This is a genomic window from Streptomyces sp. NPDC002573 (assembly GCF_042889625.1).
In the GTDB taxonomy this organism is placed as follows: Bacteria; Actinomycetota; Actinomycetes; order Streptomycetales; family Streptomycetaceae; genus Streptomyces; species Streptomyces gibsoniae.
Genome location: NZ_JBIARC010000043.1, coordinates 1 through 20,300 on the forward strand (window position 1 = coordinate 1; position 20,300 = coordinate 20,300).

Sequence of the window (20,300 nt, forward strand, 5' to 3'; positions counted from 1 at the left end):
CGCCGCCCATGCCGACAGGCGAGCGGTCTGCCGCTCCAGGTCCGGCTTCTGATCGTGCGAGGAAACACGGGCATACAGACCTACACCACCGGTCATGGAGGGTGAGGTGTTCGCGTCGATGTTCACCAGGATCGTGCGCGGTCCCACGCGTTCCGCAGGTACCGGCAATGTGCCCTCACGGAACCATCGATACGCGGTACGCGGGGCAATTCCCTGCGCACGTGCCCATTCCGTCAGGTTCATGCACAAGATCGTACAACACTCATGACATCTAAAAGACACTCATGGACACTTACCCGAGAGCAGGTTCTGACCCCTCGGTCGCCGAAGAGGACCTCTCAACGCCGACCGTGCGGGCCCAGATTGAGCAGCACCGTGCCGAGGTCGGCGGAAGTGAGGGCCGGCGTCGGCAGAGGGGGTGTGTCCGGGTGGGCGCGAAGGTCGTCAAGGAGCAAGGCGAGCGGGCGGAGCCAGGTGTCCGGGGCGACCGTGGTGAGCGCGGGAACCGCCCGGCCCAGTGCTGCCAGGGCGAAGAGCAGGTCCTCGGTGGTGAGGTCCGGGCGGAGGGTGCCCTGTTCCTGACCGCGCCGGAGCAGCCCGTCGATGGTTGTGCGGTTGTGGGCGTGGATCGCCTCCAGCGCGGTGACGCCTTCCAGATTCGTGGTCATGAGGTCGTTGGTGCCGCGGTCTGCCGCCAAGCCGGCGAACACTGCTCGTAGGTACTCCGTCAGTCCCGTCCATGCGTCTTCGGCGGCTCTTGCCCGTTCGCCCGCCGCTGTGGTCTCAGTGAGCGCATCGCGGAAGACCTCATCGACGAGCGCGGCACGGGTCGGGAAATGGCGATAGAGGGTGGCGTTGCCCACGCCCGCCCGCCGGGCGTGACGCGCGTGCCGTCGTCCTGCTGTCCCCGGACCGCGTTGCGCGCCGCATCATGGGACGCAACATGACGGACGACACGCGTCGGCCGGACGCTGCCCGCGCGGGCCACGCCCAGGCCTGCGCCCTGGCCCCTTCGGTGGCCGACGTCTGGCAGGGGTGACGCGGGGTCAAAGTGCACGTCGCCCGACATCGCCTGACCGCGTGAGTTGCGTTGGATGTGCGGCCTCACGCGGCGTAGGGCGTAGCCACGGTCGGTCAGAACAGAATCCTGGCCCACACCGTCTTCCCGACGCCCCGGTCCCTGACTCCCCACGACTCGGACAGCGCGGCGACGAGCAGCAGGCCGCGGCCCGAGGTCGACTCCGGGTCCGGGTCCGCCGGCACCGGCAGGCGCGCGCAGGCGTCGGACACCTCCACGTCCACGGTCTTCTCACCGTCGTACGCCATCGCCACCTCGAAGTAGCGGCCGGGCACACGACCGTGGCGTACGGCGTTCGTCGCCAGTTCCGAGACGACGAGTTCGACGGTCTCGCGCGCCTCGTCGGGCACGCCCCAGGAACGCAGGACACGGCGGGCGCCGCGGCGGGCCTCGACGGCGTGGCGCGGGGTGGGCGTGAACCTCAGCCGCCAGGTGCGGAGCCGCACACGCGCGCCGTCACTTTCTGTATTCACAGGGCTACTTTCGGCCCTGGTCGCTACCGTCGCCAGTGACCGAGCGTCGACGACTGCGGACGGCAACTGGTGCGCTGCGCGCGTTGATCGGCGTAGAGCCGTGTAGAGGGGGTGGTGCTGCGGTGGGGCAGCCCAGGAAGAACTCGCCGTCGCCCGCCGCGCAGTACTTCGCAGAGGTCCTGCGAACGCTGCGCGTGAACGCCGGGTTGTCGCAGAACGAGTTGGGCGAGCGGATGGCGTACTCGGGGGCGGCGGTGAGCGCGGTGGAGACGTGCGCGAAACCGGCGACGGACGAGTTCATCGCGGCGGCGGAGAAGGCGTTGGGGGCCGGGGGGTTGATTGCGGCGGCTGCGAAGTACCTGCGGCTGGAGCGGTATCCGGCTCATTTTCAGGGGTTCGTGCAGCTGGAGCAGGAGGCGTTGAGCATTTCTTCGTACTGCACGCAGCTCATCCATGGCCTGCTGCAGACGAAGGAGTACGCCGAGGCAGTCCTCAACTACGCTTTCCCGCCCCTGGACACGGAGGAGGTGGAACGGCTGGTGTCGGCACGCATGGAACGTAAGGAGCTGTTGGACCGCAAGCCAGGGTGTGTCGTCAACGTCATCCTCGAAGAAGCAGCCCTCAAGCGCCGGATCGGCGACACAGAGACCATGCGCGCCCAGTACGAGCACCTGTCGGCGAGCACCAGGCGGCCGAACGTCGTCCTTCAGGTCATGCCGGAAAACAGGGCAGGTCATGCGGGCCTGCAAGGCGCCCTCACCGTGCTCGACACCCCGGAGAACACCACCCTTGTGTACATGGAGGGCAATGGCCACAGCACGCTGGTTTCACGGCCCGATGAGGTCGGTGTTCTGGCGCGCCGCCATGCAATGATCAGGAGCCAGGCCCTCCATCCGGAGGAATCCGCCGCCCTGATCGAGCAGTTGGCAGGGGAGCTATGACCGACTTGGCGTGGTTCAAGAGCAGCTACAGCGACAGCAGTGGCGGTGAATGCCTCGAAGCCGCCTTCGCCTGGCACAAGAGCAGCTACAGCGATTCCGGCGGCGGCGACTGCGTCGAAGTCGCCCGCACCGCCCACATACACATCCGTGACTCCAAGGCCCCGACCCGCCCCTACCTGACCCTCTCCCCCGACGCCTGGGCCAGTTTCCTGACCCTTGCCTCCAAGGGTGCGCGGCGTTCGGGCCACTCCTCCGCCGTGATCGAGTAGATCGCGGAGTCCCGGAGGCGGTCCTCCTCGCCCGGGGTCCAGGAGCGGGACCAGTTGCGCAGGACGCCCTCGAAGCGGGCGCCGGTGCTCTCGATGGCCGCCCGGGAGCGGGCGTTGCGCGCGTCGGTCTTCAGGTCGACGCGCGCGACACCCCACTCCTCGAACGCGTGGCGGAACAGCAGCAGCTTGGACTCGGCGTTGACACCCGTGCCCTGGGCCGACCGGGCCAGCCAGGTGAAGCCGATCTCGATGGCGTCGAGCCGGTCGTCCGACAGCCAGCAGCGAGGGTCCCAGAAGGAGGTCGTGCCGACCACCCGGCCCGTGGCGAGGGAGATCTGGGCGTACGGCGCCAGTCGGCCCGCCGCCGCCCGGGCGAGCTGGGCGTCGATGTAGTCCCCGACCTCGTCGGCTCTGGGCACCCAGGTGTACGCGTAGGAGGTCCGGTCCTCCTCCGCCGCCACCGCCAGGCCGGCCGCGTGCCGGTGCTCCAGCGGCTCCAGCCGCACGAGCGTGCCCTCCAGGACCGGTCCCCTCAAGATGAACGTCACCGTTGCAGCGTGGCGGATCCGCTCGTCGGCGTCGAATGGATTTCGTACTCCTTCACACGTTCCTCCGCCCGCCGGGCCCCCTTCGGAGCCAGGGACGTCAGCGCCACCCCGCCCACCAGCAGCGCCGCCGCTCCCCAGCGCAGCGGGGTGATCTGCTCGCCCAGGAACAGGGCCGCGGACGACATGCCGAAGACGGGGACGAGCAGGGAGAACGGGGCGACCGTGGACGCGGGGTGGCGTCGCAGCAGCCAGCCCCACGCGCCGAAGCCGAACACGGTGGTGATCCAGGCGACGTAGAGGACGACGCCCACGCCTTGCCAGTCCAGGGCCCGCAGGGCCGACAGGTCGCGGGAGGGGCCTTCGGTCAGCAGGGACAGGCCGAGCAGGGGCAGGACGGGCACGGTGCTCACCCACACCATGAAGTTGAGCGCGTCGGGCGGGGACGCCTTGCGGGTCAGGACGTTGGACAGGCCCCAGAAGGCCGCCGCCGCGATCACCAGGGCGAACGCGCCGAGCGGACCGGCCGTGCCCTCGTCGACGGCCGCGAGGACCACTCCGACGAGGGCCACCGCCATCCCCAGCGCCCGTACGCGCGTGGGCCGTTCGCCGAGGGCCGCGAAGGCGATCAGCGCCGTGAAGACGGACTGGATCTGGAGCACCAGGGAGGACAGTCCGGCGGGCATGCCCGCGTTCATGCCGAGGAACAGCAGGCCGAACTTGGCCACGCCCAGGACGAGGCCGACGGAGAAAATCCATTTCCAGGCCACCTTCGGGCGGCCGACGAAGAAGACGGCCGGGACGGCGGCGGCCAGAAAGCGCAGGGCCGAGAACAGCAGGGGCGGGAAGTGGCCGAGGCCGATCTCGATGACCGTGAAGTTCACGCCCCAGACGGCGGTGACAAGGACGGCGAGAGCAAGGTGTGCGGGTCGCATGCGTCGAGGATCACGGCCGGCGACCGTGAAGCACCAGCGATGATTGCTGCATGATCGGATGAAGCATCGCTAATCCCTGAGGGGGGTCCATGCTCGATCTCCAACGGCTGCGCGCCCTGCACGCCGTCTCCGTCCACGGCACGGTCGGTGCCGCGGCCGCCGCGCTCGGGTACACGCCGTCCGCGGTCTCCCAGCAGATCGCCAAGCTGGAGCGGGAGACCAGGACGACACTGCTGGAGCGGGAGGGGCGCGGGGTGCGGCTCACCGACGAGGCACGGCAACTCGCGGGCACCGCACAGGAGTTGATGGCGATCGTGGAGCGCGCCGAGACGGACCTGGAGGAGCGGCGTGGGGTGCCGGCCGGACGGCTGACCGTGGCCGCGTTCCCGTCGGCGGCGCGCGGGCTGATGCCGGGCGTGCTCGCGGACCTGGCGCGGCGGCATCCCGCCCTGGACGCCCGGCTCACCGAGGTCGACCCGCATCTGTCGGTGGACCTGGTCGCTAAGGGCGCCGTCGATCTCGCCGTCGTGCACGACTGGGACATCGCCCCGCTGCCGGCGCCCTCAGGGGTGGAGCAGGCGGTCATCGGGGACGACCTGTGCGATCTGCTCGTCCCCGAGGGGCACCCGTTCGACGGGCGGGAGTCCGTGCGGCGCGAAGAGCTGGGCGGCGAGCGATGGATCTGCCAGCCGCCGGGCCGGGTCTGTCACGACTGGCTGCTGCGGACCCTGCGGTCGGCGGGACACGAACCGGAGGTCGTCCACCAGGCCGACGAGAATCCCACCCTCGTCGCCCTGGTCGGAGCCGGCCTCGGGGTCGCGCTCATCCCGCGCCTGGGCCGCGGCCCGCTGCCGCCCGAGGTCGTCGAGGTCGCCCTCGACCCGATGCCCGTACGACGGCTCTACGCACTGTGGCGCACGGGCGCGGCGCGGCGGCCGGCGATCGCGCAGACCGTGCGGACACTGAAGGAGTTCTGGCCCGGGGCGGCGGCACGGGCGACCCGCTGACCTCCTGCGTACCGCTTGCGGATTCCGGGGGCGCCCGGGGAACCCGTCCGAGCCCGCCTTCGTCCAAGGCGCAGGCTGCCGGATGAGTCTCCGCCTGCGGTGTCGGCCTCGCTGCTGGCTGCGATCGCTGACCCACCCTCTCCGCCGCACGCGGCCGGCAGCACGCCGTCATCGGCGCGCCCCCTCCACCTGCGCCGATGGCGGCCCCCCGCCGGTTACCGTGCAGTGCCTTGACTGGCAGAAACTTCCCGGATATTGGTGACTCCTCGGAAGTTTCCTTCAGCGTTCTCCTTCGGAAGGAGCGCATGTGCACGACTCCGGCACAGGAAGCACCGCACACCCCTCCAGACGCTCGGTCCTCGCCGCCACGGCGGGCCTGACCGCGGCCCTCGCCCTCACCCCGGAATCCGCCCGCGCCGCCGGGCGCGACGACGCGCGGCTCACGGCCCTCATCTCCCGTATGACGCTGGAGGAGAAGGTCGGCCAGCTCTTCGTGATGCGGGTCTACGGCCACTCGGCCACCGACCCCGACCAGGCCGACATCGACGCCAACCTCGCCGAGATCGGCGTACGGACGGCCGCCGAACTGGTCGCGAAGTACCGCGTCGGCGGGATCATCTACTTCACCTGGGCGCACAACACCCGTACACCGCACCAGATCGCGGACCTCTCGAACGGCATCCAGCAGGCGTCCCTCGCCCAGCCGCGCGGCCTGCCCGTGCTCATCGCCACGGACCAGGAGCACGGCATAGTGGCCCGCGTGGGCAGGCCCGCCACCCTCTTTCCCGGCGCGATGGCGATCGGGGCCGGGGGCTCCCGGGCCGACGCCCGTACCCTCGGCCGGATCTCCGGCGCCGAGCTGCGCGCCATCGGCATCCGTCAGGCGTACGCGCCGGACGCCGATGTGAACGTCAACCCGGCCAACCCGGTCATCGGCGTACGGTCCTTCGGCGCGGACGCGGACGCGGTGGCGGGGCTTGTCGCCGCGGAGGTGAAGGGCTGTCAGGAGTCCGGGGTCGCGGCCACCGCCAAGCACTTCCCCGGCCACGGCGACACGGCCGTCGACAGCCACTTCGGATTCCCGGTCATCACCCACAGCCGTGAACTGTGGGAGAAACTCGACGCGGTGCCATTCCGGGCGGCGATCCGCGCGGGGATCGACTCGATCATGACCGCGCACATCATGGTCCCCGCGCTCGACGACTCCGGCGACCCGGCGACGCTCTCCCGCCCGATCCTCACCGGCATCCTGCGCGAGGAGCTGGGCTACGACGGGGTGGTGGTGACCGACTCGCTGGGCATGGAGGGCGTGCGCCAGAAGTACGGCGACGACCGGGTGCCCGTGCTCGCCCTGAAAGCCGGCGTCGACCAGCTGCTCAACCCGCCCTCCCTGGACCTCGCCTGGAACGCGGTGCTCACGGCCGTGCGCAGCGGGGAGCTGACCGAGGCGCGGCTCGACGAGTCGCTGCTGCGCGTCCTGCGGCTGAAGGCGAAGCTCGGGCTGCTGGACCGGCCGTACGTCACCGCGGACGGAGTCGACCGGACCGTCGGCACCCCCGGGCATCTGCGCACGGCGGACCGTATCGCGGACCGTACGACCACACTGCTCGTCAACCAGCGGGGACTGCTGCCGCTGTCGCGCCGTACGCACCGCAGGATCCTCGTCGTGGGCGCGGATCCGGCTTCGCCGTCCGGCACCGACGGGCCGCCCACCACCGTGCTCGCGAACGCCCTCACCGCCCTGGGCTTCACCGCGACCGCGCTGTCCACCGGCACGGCGCCCACGGCGGCGGCGATCGAGAAGGCGGTGACGGCGGCGGGGGACTCGGACGCGGTGGTCGTGGGCACCTACAACGTGACCGCGACCAGTTCCCAGCGGACCTTGGTGACCCGGCTCGCCGCCACCGGGAGACCGGTGGCCGCCCTCGCGATCCGCAATCCGTACGACGTGGCCCAACTCCCCGACGCCACGGCCTGCCTGGCCTCCTACTCCTGGACCGACGTGGAACTGCGCGCGGCGGCACGGGTGATCGCGGGCCGAGTACGGCCGCGCGGCAGGCTGCCGGTGCCGGTGCCGCGGGCGGACGATCCGACGCAGGTGCTGTACCCCCTCGGGTACGGGCTGTCGTACCAGGGGTACGCCGGAGACCTCTCGTACGGCCCCTGAATGTCGCAAAGCGCCCTGGTTGTCTGGCGTGAGCCGTGCCCGCGGTTCACGCTGGACGGGGGAAACCGGGGGGTTGGCGATGCGAGGGACACACGCGTGGCTGGGTGCGCTGCTCACAGCCGCGCTGGCGGCGGCCGGGCTGTGCGGGTGCCAGTCGCCGTCGGGGGCGGCACAGGAGCGGCCGGGCGGGGACACCCCCTCGCCCGTGGCGTCCGGGTTCGGGGTCGAGTTCCTCGCCGTCGGCGAGTGCAGCTCCTTCGGGACGACGAGCTTCACCGAGGTGCCGTGCACCAGCGAGCGGGCGGCGGCGCGGGTGGTCGCCCGGTTCGACGGGGGCCCGCCGGACGGCGGTCCCGCGTGCCCGGCGACCACGGACTTCGTCCTGCACATCAGCGCGTCCGGGACCGTGCCCCGCGGCTACGCCTGTATGCGGAACCTCGAGCCGCCGCACCCGGGGGACCCCGGCGGCGGGGGCGGACCGCGCACGATCGTCGGGGACTGTGTCTACGGCGCGGGCAAGGGCGAGGTCCGCGAGACGGCCTGCGACGGCAAGGGCGCCCACCGGCCCGAGTACAAGGTCACCTCGGCAGTGTCGCGGCGCTCGCAGTGCCCGCCGTCGACCGCGCTGTACGTCCAGCTGGGCGGTGAGAAGCCGGTGGGCTGTGCCCGGAAGACGTGAGCCCTCCGGGCACGGCCCGGCCGTCACGGCCGAAGCGCCGGCTCCCGCTCCACGTCCCGGCGGTCCAGCCGCGCGTCGTAGCGCGCCAGCGGCCGCGCGGCCGACGGGTCGGTGCGGACCGCCGCCGGTGCCACGCCCGCCCAGTCCAGGATGCGGGCCGTGGCCAGGGTCTTCTGGTCGGCGACCAGACCGGCCACGTTCGCGCCGTGGTTCAGGCCCGGAGCCGTGAAGACGTAGGAGTCCCGCGCGCCCGCGCCGAGCCGGAAGCGCTCCGCGCCCCACGGGTCGTTCTGGCCGTAGACGAACAGCATGTGCCGTGCGTGGTGGCGCACCCAGGTGTCCACGTCCCGCATCGCCCACGGCTGGAAGCGCATCGGGATCGAGCGGGGCACGAAGTTGCGGGGCGGCTGGTAGCCGTAGCGGATCAGCGGCTTCTCGATGTACGGGAAGTGGATCGTGGGCGCGCCAAGCTGGGTGCCCGCCTGGTAGTAGTACGGCGTGTAGGTCTCCAGCCCCTGGTCCGTGTACGCCGAGAAGCCCGAGATCGTGTCCACCGAGTCCCAGATCTGCTGGTCGGTGGCGTGGGCCGCCTCGGCGGGGACGGTTCCGCAGTCGGACAGCAGGCTGTACTGCCAGAAGCCCCACACATAGTCCAGGACGACCGCCTCGTAGGCCCGGTCCAGACCGCCGATGGTCGTGAACGTGTAGCCGCCGGCTGCCGCGAACTGCTCGTACTTCCGCTCCAGCGGCTCCCGGCGCACCAGCGCCTCGCGCTGCACCGCCTCCAGCCGGTCCCTGCACTCCTTGGTGCCGACCGTCGCGAAGAAGCGGTCGTAGGCCGAGTCCTCGTCGTTGACCACGTCGTTGGGGGCCACGTACGCGACGACGCCGTCCATGTCGTGCGGGTAGAAGCGCTCGTAGTACGTCGCCGTCATACCGCCCTTCGAGCCGCCCGTCGCGATCCACCGGTGGGTGTAGACCGGCTTGAGCGCCTCGTAGATACGGTGCTGGTCGCTCGCCGCCTGCCAGATGTCGAGCTTCGACCAGTCGGCCGGGGCGGGGCGGGACGGCGTGAAGAAGCGGTACTCCAGGGAGACCTGGTTGCCGTCCACGATCTGCGTCGGCTCACGGCGGCCCGGGGTGGTGGAGACGCTGTAGCCGCTGGTGTAGAAGACCGTCGGCCGCGAGACGTCCTTGTGCAGGATCGTGATCCGCTGCTGGAACGTGCCCTCGGAGGGGTGCCGGTGGTCGATCGGCTGGGTGTAGTTGAGCACGAAGAAGCGGTAACCGGCGTACGGCTTCTCCTCGATGAGGCTCATCCCGGGTATCGCGAGCAGCCGGTCCTTGATGTCCGTGTCCGCCGCCGCGGCGGCGGTGGCCGTCCCGGCCGTGCTCAGCGTGCCGATCAGCACCACGAGCGCCAGCAGCCATCTGAGCGCCTTGCGCATGCACCCTCCCCTGTGAACGCGGATGTCCGCCGGAACCTAGCGGAGCAACTCCCGCCGCACCAGGGGAGGTTGGAGATACCTGTGAAATGGCTGAGAAGATCCCCCGCCCCTCGGGGCGGCGGCCGTCAGCACATGATCCAGCCGGAACTGACCGAGCTCGAGCCCACCGACCCCCGGATCCACACACAGCGGTGGCCGGCATGCACGACCACCGGCCCGGCGTGGTAGGTGAACTGCCCGCTGTCGGCCACCGGACGGCTGCCGCGCGCCTGCACGCTCACCGACATCGCCTTCCGGCCGAAGGTGTTCCTCGCCACCGTCACCGCGCACACGAAGCCGTCCCGCTTGTACACCCGCACCGAGCCGGTGGCGAACGACAGCGTGCGCACCTGCCGTCCGGAGCAGGGGTCGTCCGCCTGCGCGTGCCCGGGGCTCGCCACCGCGAGCAGACCGGACGCCGTCAGTACGGCCAGGCCGAGCGCCAGGCGCCGGCGTATCGCACCACTGTCCACTTCTCGTCCCTCCCGCGACCATCAACGTACTGGTGTACGGACGCAGGACGTAGGTCCGATGGTTGCGTCGCACGGTCTCCCTGCCCCATGGGGAACCGGAATTGCCCCTCCGACCGCCGGTCAGGCCGTGGACCCGACCGGCTCCTCCGGCTCCGGCGTTCCGACGAACGTCCGCCACAGCCGTGCGTAGCGGCCGTCGAGACGCAGCAGCTCCTCGTGGGTGCCGTCCTCCGCGACCCGGCCGTGGTCCATGACCACCACCCGGTCGGCGCGGGCCGCCGTCGTCAGCCGGTGGGCGACCACGAGCGTGGTACGGCGGCCGGTGAGACGGTCCGTCGCCTGGTTGACCTGGGCCTCGGTGGCCAGGTCCAGCGCGGCTGTGGCCTCGTCAAGCAGCAGGATGTCGGGGTCGACGAGTTCCGCGCGGGCCAGGGCGATCAACTGCCGCTGTCCGGCGGACAGATTGCGGCCGCGCTCGGCGACCTCGTGCAGATAGCCGCCGTCCAGCGTGGCGATCATGTCGTGCGCGCCGACCGCCCGTGCCGCGGCCTCCACCTGGGCGTCGGTCGCGTCCGGCCGCCCGTAGGCGATGGCGTCCCGGACGGTCCCCGCGAACAGATACGCCTCCTGGGGGACGACGCCGAGCCGGTGCCGGTACGAGGTCAGGTCGAGGGAGCGCAGATCGGTGCCGTCGATCAGCACCCGGCCGTGCGTGGGGTCGTAGAACCGGGCGACCAGCTTGACCAGGGTCGACTTGCCCGCGCCGGTCTCCCCGACGAAGGCGACGGTCTGCCCGGCGGGGATCCGCAGATCGATGCCGCTGAGGGCCTCCTCGTCGTCGCCGTAGGCGAAGTCGACGCCGTCGAAGGCGACCTCACCGTGCAGGGACCGCACCGGGAGCGGCTCGTCGGCGGCCTCGGTGGCGGTCGGCTCCCGCAGCAGCTCCTGGATCCGGCCGAGGGACACCGTCGCCTGCTGGTAGCCGTCGAAGACCTGGGAGAGCTGCTGCACCGGGGCGAAGAACAGATCGATGTACAGCAGATACGCGACCAGGGCACCCGTCGTCAGCGTCCCGGCGTCCACCCGGTGCGCGCCCTCGATCAGCACGGACGCGGTGGCCACCGACGACAGCAGCTGCACGAAGGGGAAGTACACGGATATCAGCCACTGGCCGCGGATACGGGCCCGGCGGTAGCTCTCGCTGGCCTCGGTGAACCGCCGTCCGCCGTCCTGCTCGCGCCGGAACGCCTGGAGGATCCGCAGCCCGGACACCGACTCCTGGAGATCCGCGTTGACCGTCGAGACCCGCTCGCGGGCGAGTTCGTACGCCTTCACGCTGGCCCGGCGGAAGAAGACGGTCGCCACCACCAGCGCCGGCAGGGTGGCGAACACCACGAGAGCGAGCCGCACGTCGATCACCAGCAGCGCGACCATGATGCCGAAGAAGGTGACCACGGAGACGAAGGCGGTGACGAGCCCCGTCTGCAGGAACGTCGACAGCGCGTCGACGTCGGTCGTCATCCGGGTCATGATCCGGCCGGTCAGCTCCCGCTCGTAGTAGTCGAGCCCGAGCCTCTGGAGCTGCGCGAAGATCTTCAGGCGGAGGGAGTAGAGGACGCGCTCACCGGTGCGCCCGGTCATCCGGGTCTCCGCGACCTGCGCCGTCCACTGCACGAGGACGGCGAGCAGGGCCAGCAGGGACGCGGCCCAGACCGCGCCGACGGCCATCCGGGACACACCCTGGTCGATACCGTGCCGGATCAGGATCGGCAGCAGCAGACCCATGCCCGCGTCGACGGCGACGAGGCCGAGGCTCGCGAGGAGCGGCAGACCGAAGCCGCGGAGCAGCCGGGTGAGGCCGTACGACTCCTCGGCCCGCACCGCGCGTGCCTCGTCGACGCCGGGGGTGTCGGTGGCCGGGGGCAGCTGCTCGACCTGGGCGAGGAGTTCGGGGGTGGCCGGGGAGCCGCTCAGCGCGCGGTCCCGGGGCTCGCGGTCGCCGGTCCACAGATGAGGGGTGACGCCCCGCTCCGCGTCGAACTCGGCGTCCAGTTCCTCGCGGACGGAGGAGTCCTCCCGGGGCGCGGCGGGCAGGGCGTGGCCGGGCGAGACCCCGCCCAGTTCGTCGGGGTCGGTCAGCAGCCGCCGGTAGAGGGCGGATCGCTCCTGGAGTTCCTCGTGTGTGCCGATGTCGGCGAGCCGGCCGTCGTCGAGGACCGCGATGCGGTCGGCGAGGTTGAGGGTCGAGCGCCGGTGGGCGATCAAGAGGGTGGTGCGCGCGCCAGCGCTCGTTGAGGGGTGGTGGTCGGGCGACGGGCGGGCGGTACGGCCCTCCATGACCTGCTTCAGCGCCTCGTGGATCTCGTGCTCGACCCGGGCGTCCACCGCCGAGGTCGCGTCGTCGAGGACCAGCAGCCGGGGGTCGGTGAGGATCGCCCGGGCCAGTGCGATGCGCTGGCGCTGACCGCCGGAGAGGGTGAGGCCCTGCTCGCCGACCTTGGTGGCGTAGCCGTCGGGCAGCTCGGCGATGAAGCGGTCGGCCTGCGCCGCGCGGGCGGCCCGCTCGATCTGCTCGTCGGTGGCGTCCGGGCGGCCGTAGGCGATGTTGTTGCGGACCGTGTCCGAGAACAGGAAGGAGTCCTCGGGGACCAGCCCGATCGCGGCGCGCAGGGACGACTGGGTGAGCTCGCGCACGTCGTGGCCGCCGACGAGGACGGCGCCGTGGGTGACGTCGTAGAAGCGGGGCAGCAGCAGGGAGACCGTCGACTTGCCGGAGCCGGAGGAGCCGACGACGGCGAGGGTCTCGCCGGGACGTATCTCGAAGGAGAGGCCGTCGAGGACCGGGCGGCCGTCCTGGTAGGCGAAGGAGACGTCGTCGAACTCGACGGTCGCCGGGGCGTCGGCGGGCAGCTCCTTGGTGCCGTCCGACAGCGAGGGCTCGGTGTCGATCAGTTCCAGGATGCGTTCGGCGCCCGCGCGGGACTGCTGGCCGACGGTGAGCACCACGGCCAGCATGCGCACCGGGCCGACGAGCTGGGCGAGATAGGAGGAGAAGGCGACGAACGTGCCGAGGGTGATGTGTCCGCGCACCGCGAGCCAGCCGCCGAGCGCCAGCATGGCGACCTGGCCGAGGGCGGGCACGGCCTGCAGGGCAGGGGTGTAGCGGGCGTTCAGCTTGATGGTGCGCAGCCGGCCCGCGAAGAGGCGGCGCCCGACCTCCCGGAGCTTGCCGGTCTCCTGTTCCTCCTGCCCGAAGCCCTTGACCACGCGGACGCCGCTGACGGCGCCGTCCACCACGCCCGCCACGGCGGCGGCCTGCGCCTGGGCGTACCAGGTGGCCGGGTGCAGCCGGGTGCGGCTGCGCTTGGCGATGAACCACAGGGCGGGCGCGACGGCCAGCGCGACCAGGGTCAGCGGCAGCGACAGCCACGCCATGATCACCAGGGAGAGCAGGAAGAGGAGGACGTTCCCGATCGTCATCGGGAGCATGAACAGAAGACCTTGCACCAACTGAAGGTCGCTGGTGGCGCGGCCGACGACCTGGCCGGTGGACAGCTCGTCCTGGCGGCGCCCGTCGAGCCGGGTGATCGTCCCGTACATGTCCGTGCGCAGGTCGTGCTGGACGCCCAGGGCGAGCCGCCCGCCGTAGTAGCGGCGGATGTAGGTGAGGACGTAGACGAGGACGGCGGCGCCGATGAGCGCGCCCGCCCAGGGCCCCACGGACCGGCTGTGGTTCCCGATGACATCGTCGATGATCACTTTGGTGATCATCGGGACGACCGCCATGACGGCCATGCCGCCCAGCGAGGAGCCGAGCGCGAGGATCACGTCCTTCGGGTAGCGCCACGCGTACCCCGCGAGCCTGCGTGCCCAGCCGCGTGTCTCCCCCTCGTGCGCCACCACGCCGGTCCCTTCCTGTCGCCCTGATCGTCCGGACAGCACCAACGCGGACCAGGGCGGATTTCATCCCTCCGCAACAATTCCCGGCCGAAGGTCGCAGCCGTCTGCGACTGCGGGCCCAGTCCGACGGAGCGCGTGCGGGGAACGTGAGTGACGTTTCTGCGGTGAAGGTGGCGGCCCGACCGGGTGAGTAAAAGATATCTATAGAGAATGACTTGTACAGGTACAGAAATAATCCCGATCAGGTAAAGGACCTCCACAGAAGGGCTGGACGGTGGCCTACGGAAACGAGCTGCAGGAGCAGATCGCCGCGCAGGGAACCACACCACTGATCGGTGTCTACGACATGTACTCGGCCTCGATCGCGGCCGCGCACTACGACGGGATGTTCGTGTCCGGCTTCGGATTCGCCGCGTCGCACTACGGTCTGCCCGACATCGGTGCCGACCTCCAGACCGGCAGCGGCACCGCGGGCAGCGACCACGACGGCAGCGCGGTCGACGCGATCCAGGCCCTTGTATGCGCCGGGGCGCGGGACGACGGCGAGGAGGACGGCGGCTGAGGCCTCCGGAGGACCACGGGGAACGGCCGGGCGCGTGGGCGCCCGGCCGTTGCGCGGTCCGCGGGCCGTCAGTGGCCGGCGGGGTGCGGGAGGCGTACGCGCAGTGAGTACAGGCGGGTGACCTGGCCCGCGTTCTGGTTGTCGTCGCTGACCAGCAGCACGTTCAGCCAGCCGTGCGCGGCGCCCGTGACCGCCATGCCCTCGATGTTGTCGAGCAGCGGGTTCGGCTGGGGCTGGTGGGCCTGCGCGCCGAGCGAGGGGCAGTTCACCAGGTCCGCCAGGAGGGTCTTGCGGACGAGGCGCACACCGCCCTGTCCGGTCAGCGTGTCGATGCCGCGAGTGTCCGTGGCGTGCCGGAGGTCCGCCAGGTAGAGGCGGACCGTGTTGCCGTACCCGGCGGTGAACCCGCGCTCCAGGACCAGCAGCCGGCCGTCGGGGGTGGCGGTGGTCTCGGAGACCCCGAGGCCGGTGTCGGTCCGGTAGCCGTACTGGGCCGCCGACGCGAAGTGCCTCCCCTGGCGCGTCCAGGTCTGGAAGCGGACGATGCCCGGGGTGTCGCCGCTGAGTGAACCCTCCATGCTGGCCAGCAGCGTGCGGCCGCCGGGCAGCAGGGTCAGGCCCTCGAAGGTCAGGTTGGCGGTGGCCCGGCCGGCCGGGGCGACCGCCAGCGGGGCGGGCACCGGAAGACGGTCCAGGAGCTTTCCGTCGCGGGAGTAGCGGCGGACGGACGGCTCGGTCTCGGAGGAGACGAGCCGCGTGCCGGTGGGGGTCCCCCCGCTCGAGCGAAGCCGAGAGTGGGGGAAGTCGACGAGCAGTCCCTCGGAGTCGAGCGCGGCACCCTTCTCGTCGGCCAGGTTCACCACGCTCGTGGGCTTGAGGGTCTTGGGGTCCAGGGTGAACAGGGACGAGCGGTCGGAGAGCGCGACGATGCGCTTGTCGCTGTCGACGGAGAGCGCGGAGAGGTTGCCGACGAACGTGCCCTCGTAGCTCGTCTTGTCGAGGGCGTCCGAGAAGCCCCGGATGTCCACGGTGGAGGAGCACGCGTGCGGGGCGGCGGGGGTGCCGGCGGCGGCCGGTGAGGTGGCCGCCGCCAGGGTGGCGGTGACGGTGGCGAGAAGGATTCTCAGGCGCATGCCGTCACGGTAGGGCGACGCGGCTGGCCCCGGAGTGGACTCCCCTTGAACCAGCCGGAGTTGGCCCGTGTCGGCTCACCGCCGGGCCGGCGGCTTTCAGTTCGCCGGGACCGCCGGGATCGCCTCCTGCGGTGTGCTCGTGGGCACGTACGCGCTCTTGGCGGAGACCGTCGGCACCAGGTCCTTGTGGATGGCCTTGGCCACGTTCTGGATCGTGGTGACGCCGTAGTCCATGGTGCTGTTGTCCTGCGTCAGCACGGTGATCATGTAGTCGTGCCCGGCCCCGTTGAAGGTGCCGACGCTGTGCACGCGCCAGCCGTGCGTGGCGCGCGACAGCCAGCCGTTCTTCACATGCACGGAGACACCCGAGGGCGCGCCCGCCGGGGTGCCCCAGCGCTGCGCGGAGACGACCTTCCCCATCAGCTTCAGGATGTAGGCCCGGGAGTTGTCGCTCAGCACGGAGTTCTTGGCGGTGATCAGCTTGAGCAGCTTCTGCTCGTCCTGCACGGTGATCTGGGTCAGGCCCCAGTAGCCGTTCGCGCCCGGCTTGGTCTGGGTCATACCGGCAGCCGTGAGGAAGCCCTTGACCTTCGTCAGGCCCAGCTGCCTCCACAGCGTGCTGGTCGCGTCGTTGTCCGACTTGGTGATCATCGCCGTGGCGAGGGAGGTCTCACGGTCGGTCAGATAGCGGTTGTGCTTCTTGGCGTCCCACAGCAGTGTGGCGAGCACCGTGACCTTGACGACGCTGGCCGAGTCGTAGGCGCTGGTGGCACGCAGCGAGCAGGTGGTGTTCGTGGACCGGTCGTAGAGGCCGACCGCGACGGTGCCCTTGCGGTTGGCGAGGGCCGCGGTGATGTCCTTCTGGAGCTTGGCGGCGAGACCCGTCTTGCCCGAGGTGCAGCTCACCGTCGGCGTCGTGGCCGAGACGGGCGTCGCGGCGACCACGGACGGTATGAGAATCCCGGCGGCGATACCCGCACCGAGCACACGGGCACGCCGGGATCTGTGGTGAGTCATGGAAGTCCCCCATCCCTTACGTGGATTCGGACGTGCCCCCGGCACGTCCTGCCCTGATGACTCACGGGTACAGGTGAAAGGTTGCACGAGAGAACATCCTTTCCCGGTTGCCCGTCCCTCAGACGTCCTTCCGCCACGGAGGAAACCGCCCGGCGCGGCGCGGCCCTGACCACGATCCGGCCGGGCGCTGTTGCGATCATGGGCGCACGCGTCCGGAGACACGGGGAGGAAACAGTGAGCTACTGCCTGGAGATGAGCACCGGTGACATGCGGAGCGTGATGCGGCTGCTCACCGCGGTGGAGCGGACGCCGGAGCAGGAGCGGATGCTCGGGATCGTGCGCGAGAGGTGCGCGCGGACCGACGCGCGGCTCCAGGAGCAGGACGTCGATCTCGGTGTGTCCGTCGGCCGCGCGCTCGACGAACTGCTGGAGGGCGCCCCCAGCGTGGACGTGAGCCCGGCGTACACCTATGCCTTCCACGAGGTGGTGGCGTGCCACTTCTCCGAGACCGTGGACCTCGGGTCCTGGCGGCGGCTGTCCTGGTTCCACTCGGTGGACGACGAACTGGCCCGGCACGGTGTGCCGTCCGAGCTGCGACCGGGCTCGTACCTGTTCAGCGGGCCGCCGGTACAGCTGCCGCACGCCGGCGACATCGTTCCGCAGATCGGGGTCCTGGCGGCCCAGCGTGCCGCCGCGGTCGCCGAGGCGTACGAGGCGGTGCTGGACCGGCTGGACCCCGACCACCAGGGCACGGTGCGCCGGTTCGCCGAGGTCCTGCAGTTCGAGGCCGAGGAGTGGGAGAGTGCCCGGGAGCTCGGCCGGACGAACGACACGATCTTCTTCTGGTTCCGGTGACCCGGCCGCGGTGACGGCACGTCAGGTGCGTCGGACGTAGCGGACCCGTCGGACGTGTCGCGCCCGTCGGAGGTATCAGGCGCGTACTTCCAGGTGCGTCGGGGCGAACATGCGCAGCACCGCCGGGAGGACGACCACCGAGGGTCCCGGCTCGGCGAGCGCCTTCGTCAGGTCCTCCTCCAGGGTGTCCGGGGTCGTACGGACGCCCGGGACGCCGAACGACTCCGCCAGGGCCACATAGTCCGGGCGGGTCAGTTCCGTCGCCGTGGCCTGGCCGAAGGCGTCCGTCATGTACTCGCGCAGGATGCCGTAGCCGCCGTCGTCGACGATCAGCCAGGTCACGTTCAGGTCGTACTGCCGGGCCGTCGCCAGCTCGGCGATGGAGTAAAGGGCTCCGCCGTCGCCGGAGACCGCGAGCACGGGGTGCGTGGGGTCGGCCACGGCGGCGCCGAGCGCGGCCGGGAAGCCGTAGCCGAGGCCGCCCGCGCCCTGTGCCGAGTGCATGGTGTTCGTTCCCCGCGGGTCGAACGCCGACCACGCCCAGTACGCCAGGATCGTCATGTCCCAGAAGGACGGGGCACCGGCGGGCAGGGCGCGCCGCACCGACGCCAGCAGCCGCTGCTCCAGGGTCAGTTCCTGGGCCGCGATCCGCTCGGCGACCCGCGCCAGCACTGCCCGTACGCGCTCGGGGGCGCTCGCGTCCTCCCGTTCCGACACCGTCTCCAGCAGGGCCTGCAGGGCCAGACGCGCGTCCGCGTGGATGCCGAGGGCGGGGTGGTTGGACTCCAGCTTGCCGAGGTCCGCCTCGATCTGGATCACCCGGCCGCGCGGCTTGAACGTATGGTAGTTCGAGGACAGTTCGCCCAGGCCCGAGCCGACCACCAGCAGGACGTCCGCGTCCTCCAGGAAGTCGGTCGTGTGGCGGTCCTCCAGCCAGGACTGCAGGGAGAGGGGATGCTCCCAGGGAAAGGCGCCCTTGCCGCCGAAGGTGGTGACGACGGGGGCGTTCAGCTTCTCGGCGAGCCGGCGGAGCTTGCCCGCGGCATCCGCCCGGACCACTCCCCCGCCCGCGATGACCGCCGGGCGGGACGCCTTCGACAGCAGGTCGGCCGCGACCGCGGTCAGTTCCGGGCGCGGGGGCAGGTCCTCCGGCGTCGCGTCCACCGCGGTCACCACCGGCAGGGCGGTCTCGGCGAGCAGCACGTCCTGGGGGATCTCCACCCACACCGGCCCGTGTGGGGCCGTCAGCGCCGACTTCCACGCCTGGGCGATCGCCGACGGGATCTGCGACTGCGTACGGACCGTGTGCACCGACTTGACCACGCCCCGGAACGAGGCCGACTGGTCGGGGAGTTCGTGCAGATAGCCGTGGCGCCCGCCGCCCAGCCCGGCGGCCGGGATCTGACTGCTGATCGCCAGGACCGGGGCCGAGGCGGCCGCCGCCTCCTGGAGCGCGGCCAGGGACGTCAGCGCGCCCGGGCCCGTCGAGAGCAGGAGCGGGGCGGCCTCTCCCGTGATCCGTCCGTAGGCGTCCGCCGCGAAACCGGCGTTGTTCTCCACGCGCAGACCGACGTACCGCAGCGTGGAGCGGCGCAGTGCGTCGAACATGCCGAGCGCGTGCTGGCCGGGCAGGCCGAAGACGGTCGTCGCGCCCAGCCCGGCCAGGGTCTCCACGACCAGGTCTCCGCCGTTGCGGCCGGTGGGAGTGTTCAACGCGGCCTCGGTCTGCGCCGCCGTCGGACGGAGAACCAGGTCGTGGTCGTGGGTCACTTGGTCTCGGTCTCCTCACCGGCGCGGGCGGCCGCGATCTGGCGAGTCATGATCGTCGTCAGCTCGTAGGCGGTGTGGGAGGCGGCCACCGAGGTGATCTCCGCGTGGTCGTAGGCGGGCGCCACCTCGACGACGTCCGCCGAGACCAGGTTGCAGGAGGCGAGGCCGCGCAGGATCTCCAGGAGCTCACGCGAGGTCATGCCGCCGGCCTCGGGGGTGCCGGTGCCCGGGGCGTGCGCGGGGTCGAGGCAGTCGATGTCGATGGAGATGTACAGCGGGCGGTCGCCGATGCGCTGGCGCAACTGGTCGGCGACCTCGTCCGCGCCGCGCCGGTAGATGTCGGCGGAGGTGACGATGCCGAAGCCCATCTTCTCGTCGTCGGTGAGGTCCTGCTTGCCGTACAGCGGGCCGCGGGTGCCGACGTGGGAGAGCGCGGAGGTGTCGAGGATGCCCTCCTCGACGGCGCGGCGGAACGGGGTGCCGTGGGTGTACTCGGCGCCGAAGTAGGTGTCCCAGGTGTCGAGGTGGGCGTCGAAGTGGAGCAGGGCCACCGGGCCGTGCTTCTTGGCGACGGAGCGCAGCAGCGGCAGGGCGATGGTGTGGTCGCCGCCGAGGGTCATCAGACGGGCGCCCGTGCCGAGCAGTTCGTCGGCGGCGGCCTCGACGGTCTCCACCGCCTCGTTGATGTTGAACGGGTTCACGGCGATGTCGCCGCCGTCCGCGACCTGGGCGAGCGCGAAGGGGGAGGCGTCCTGCGCCGGGTTGTACGGGCGCAGCAGACGGGACGCCTCACGGATGGCGTTGCCGCCGAAGCGGGCGCCGGGGCGGTAGGAGACACCGGAGTCGAAGGGCACACCGACCACCGCGACGTCCGCGGTGCCGACCTCGTCGAGGCGGGGCAGCCGGGCGAAGGTCGCGGGGCCCGCGTACCGCGGGATGCGGGACGAGTCGACGGGTCCGCGGGGTCGGCCGGCGCCTGCTGCGGGGTTCTCGGTACTGCTCATCGTCG

Annotated in this window: 16 protein-coding genes and 3 pseudogenes; 7 read left to right on the top strand and 12 right to left on the bottom strand. The window is 71.3% G+C overall.

Annotation, left to right across the window (positions count from 1 at the left end):
- The 3 genes and pseudogenes from ACFYX0_RS31610 to ACFYX0_RS31620 form a co-directional block, all read right to left on the bottom strand.
- Positions 1-243: pseudogene (locus tag ACFYX0_RS31610) on the bottom strand (IS607 family transposase); the annotation flags it as partial.
- Positions 244-338: 95 nt separating this feature from the next.
- A pseudogene (locus tag ACFYX0_RS31615) lies at positions 339-878 on the bottom strand (TetR/AcrR family transcriptional regulator); the annotation flags it as partial.
- A gap of 256 nt (positions 879-1,134) precedes the next feature.
- Positions 1,135-1,551, bottom strand: coding sequence for an ATP-binding protein (locus ACFYX0_RS31620; protein WP_388975242.1), 417 nt, complete (start codon positions 1,549-1,551; stop codon positions 1,135-1,137).
- 122 nt (positions 1,552-1,673) lie between these two features.
- On the opposite strand from ACFYX0_RS31620, the gene ACFYX0_RS31625 reads away from it, so the two are divergent.
- Together ACFYX0_RS31625 and ACFYX0_RS31630 are read left to right on the top strand one after the other, a co-directional pair.
- Positions 1,674-2,492 (top strand): Scr1 family TA system antitoxin-like transcriptional regulator, encoded by an 819-nt coding sequence (locus ACFYX0_RS31625; protein ID WP_388975245.1) that lies wholly within the window; start codon positions 1,674-1,676, stop codon positions 2,490-2,492.
- Complete coding sequence (locus ACFYX0_RS31630) at positions 2,489-2,761, top strand: DUF397 domain-containing protein (RefSeq protein WP_388975247.1); 273 nt, start codon at positions 2,489-2,491, stop codon at positions 2,759-2,761. The genes ACFYX0_RS31625 and ACFYX0_RS31630 overlap by 4 nt, the downstream gene beginning before the upstream one ends.
- Here the strand turns inward: ACFYX0_RS31630 and ACFYX0_RS31635 are convergent.
- Positions 2,665-3,309 carry a GNAT family N-acetyltransferase gene (locus ACFYX0_RS31635; RefSeq protein WP_388975251.1) on the bottom strand — a complete coding sequence of 215 codons (645 nt, stop codon included), beginning with the start codon at positions 3,307-3,309 and terminating at the stop codon, positions 2,665-2,667. The genes ACFYX0_RS31630 and ACFYX0_RS31635 overlap by 97 nt on opposite strands.
- Positions 3,306-4,241: an EamA family transporter gene (locus ACFYX0_RS31640; RefSeq protein WP_388975254.1), complete on the bottom strand. Its 936-nt coding sequence runs from the start codon at positions 4,239-4,241 to the stop codon at positions 3,306-3,308. Before ACFYX0_RS31640 ends, ACFYX0_RS31635 begins: the two co-directional genes overlap by 4 nt.
- A gap of 89 nt (positions 4,242-4,330) precedes the next feature.
- On the opposite strand from ACFYX0_RS31640, the gene ACFYX0_RS31645 reads away from it, so the two are divergent.
- The 3 genes from ACFYX0_RS31645 to ACFYX0_RS31655 all read left to right on the top strand — a co-directional run bounded on the left by ACFYX0_RS31645 (position 4,331) and on the right by ACFYX0_RS31655 (position 8,094).
- Positions 4,331-5,248 (top strand): LysR family transcriptional regulator, encoded by a 918-nt coding sequence (locus ACFYX0_RS31645; RefSeq protein ID WP_388975257.1) that lies wholly within the window; start codon positions 4,331-4,333, stop codon positions 5,246-5,248.
- Positions 5,249-5,555: 307 nt separating this feature from the next.
- The gene (locus tag ACFYX0_RS31650; protein ID WP_388975260.1) at positions 5,556-7,415 is read left to right on the top strand and encodes a glycoside hydrolase family 3 protein; all 1,860 of its coding nucleotides are present in this window, start codon (positions 5,556-5,558) and stop codon (positions 7,413-7,415) included.
- Positions 7,416-7,494: 79 nt separating this feature from the next.
- The gene (locus ACFYX0_RS31655; RefSeq protein WP_388975263.1) at positions 7,495-8,094 is read left to right on the top strand and encodes a hypothetical protein; all 600 of its coding nucleotides are present in this window, start codon (positions 7,495-7,497) and stop codon (positions 8,092-8,094) included.
- Between the two features lie 23 nt (positions 8,095-8,117).
- Here ACFYX0_RS31655 and ACFYX0_RS31660 read toward each other — a convergent pair whose 3' ends face one another.
- The 3 genes from ACFYX0_RS31660 to ACFYX0_RS31670 all read right to left on the bottom strand — a co-directional run bounded on the left by ACFYX0_RS31660 (position 8,118) and on the right by ACFYX0_RS31670 (position 13,957).
- On the bottom strand, positions 8,118-9,542 hold the full coding sequence (locus ACFYX0_RS31660) for a S28 family serine protease (protein ID WP_388975266.1): 1,425 nt from the start codon (positions 9,540-9,542) through the stop codon (positions 8,118-8,120).
- A gap of 125 nt (positions 9,543-9,667) precedes the next feature.
- Positions 9,668-10,054, bottom strand: a complete 387-nt coding sequence (locus tag ACFYX0_RS31665; protein WP_311692611.1) for a hypothetical protein — start codon at positions 10,052-10,054, stop codon at positions 9,668-9,670.
- Between the two features lie 120 nt (positions 10,055-10,174).
- On the bottom strand, positions 10,175-13,957 hold the full coding sequence (locus ACFYX0_RS31670; protein ID WP_388975269.1) for an ABC transporter ATP-binding protein: 3,783 nt from the start codon (positions 13,955-13,957) through the stop codon (positions 10,175-10,177).
- A gap of 271 nt (positions 13,958-14,228) precedes the next feature.
- Here ACFYX0_RS31670 and ACFYX0_RS31675 point away from each other — a divergent pair.
- Positions 14,229-14,396: pseudogene (locus ACFYX0_RS31675) on the top strand (carboxyvinyl-carboxyphosphonate phosphorylmutase); the annotation flags it as partial.
- Between the two features lie 188 nt (positions 14,397-14,584).
- Here the strand turns inward: ACFYX0_RS31675 and ACFYX0_RS31680 are convergent.
- Both ACFYX0_RS31680 and ACFYX0_RS31685 read right to left on the bottom strand, forming a co-directional pair.
- Complete coding sequence (locus ACFYX0_RS31680; RefSeq protein WP_388975272.1) at positions 14,585-15,649, bottom strand: esterase-like activity of phytase family protein; 1,065 nt, start codon at positions 15,647-15,649, stop codon at positions 14,585-14,587.
- A 96-nt stretch (positions 15,650-15,745) separates the two neighbouring features.
- On the bottom strand, positions 15,746-16,666 hold the full coding sequence (locus tag ACFYX0_RS31685; protein ID WP_388975274.1) for a serine hydrolase: 921 nt from the start codon (positions 16,664-16,666) through the stop codon (positions 15,746-15,748).
- Between the two features lie 234 nt (positions 16,667-16,900).
- Between ACFYX0_RS31685 and ACFYX0_RS31690 the strand changes: the two genes are divergently transcribed.
- On the top strand, positions 16,901-17,521 hold the full coding sequence (locus ACFYX0_RS31690; RefSeq protein ID WP_388975276.1) for a hypothetical protein: 621 nt from the start codon (positions 16,901-16,903) through the stop codon (positions 17,519-17,521).
- A 75-nt stretch (positions 17,522-17,596) separates the two neighbouring features.
- On the opposite strand, the gene ACFYX0_RS31695 is transcribed toward ACFYX0_RS31690, so the two are convergent.
- Together ACFYX0_RS31695 and speB are read right to left on the bottom strand one after the other, a co-directional pair.
- Positions 17,597-19,291 (bottom strand): thiamine pyrophosphate-binding protein, encoded by a 1,695-nt coding sequence (locus tag ACFYX0_RS31695; RefSeq protein WP_388975279.1) that lies wholly within the window; start codon positions 19,289-19,291, stop codon positions 17,597-17,599.
- The gene (gene speB / locus ACFYX0_RS31700; protein WP_311692597.1) at positions 19,288-20,295 is read right to left on the bottom strand and encodes an agmatinase; all 1,008 of its coding nucleotides are present in this window, start codon (positions 20,293-20,295) and stop codon (positions 19,288-19,290) included. The genes ACFYX0_RS31695 and speB overlap by 4 nt, the downstream gene beginning before the upstream one ends.
- Positions 20,296-20,300: the final 5 nt, after the last annotated feature.

Excerpts from the sequence above, each read along its gene's own strand:
- ACFYX0_RS31630 (WP_388975247.1), top strand. The coding sequence starts at position 2,489 with ATGACCGACTTGGCGTGGTTCAAGAGCAGCTACAGCGACAGCAGTGGC.
- ACFYX0_RS31640 (WP_388975254.1), bottom strand. The coding sequence starts at position 4,241 with ATGCGACCCGCACACCTTGCTCTCGCCGTCCTTGTCACCGCCGTCTGG.
- ACFYX0_RS31645 (WP_388975257.1), top strand. The coding sequence starts at position 4,331 with ATGCTCGATCTCCAACGGCTGCGCGCCCTGCACGCCGTCTCCGTCCAC.
- ACFYX0_RS31655 (WP_388975263.1), top strand. The coding sequence starts at position 7,495 with ATGCGAGGGACACACGCGTGGCTGGGTGCGCTGCTCACAGCCGCGCTG.
- ACFYX0_RS31660 (WP_388975266.1), bottom strand. The coding sequence starts at position 9,542 with ATGCGCAAGGCGCTCAGATGGCTGCTGGCGCTCGTGGTGCTGATCGGC.
- ACFYX0_RS31680 (WP_388975272.1), bottom strand. The coding sequence starts at position 15,649 with ATGCGCCTGAGAATCCTTCTCGCCACCGTCACCGCCACCCTGGCGGCG.
- ACFYX0_RS31685 (WP_388975274.1), bottom strand. The coding sequence starts at position 16,666 with ATGACTCACCACAGATCCCGGCGTGCCCGTGTGCTCGGTGCGGGTATC.
- speB (WP_311692597.1), bottom strand. The coding sequence starts at position 20,295 with ATGAGCAGTACCGAGAACCCCGCAGCAGGCGCCGGCCGACCCCGCGGA.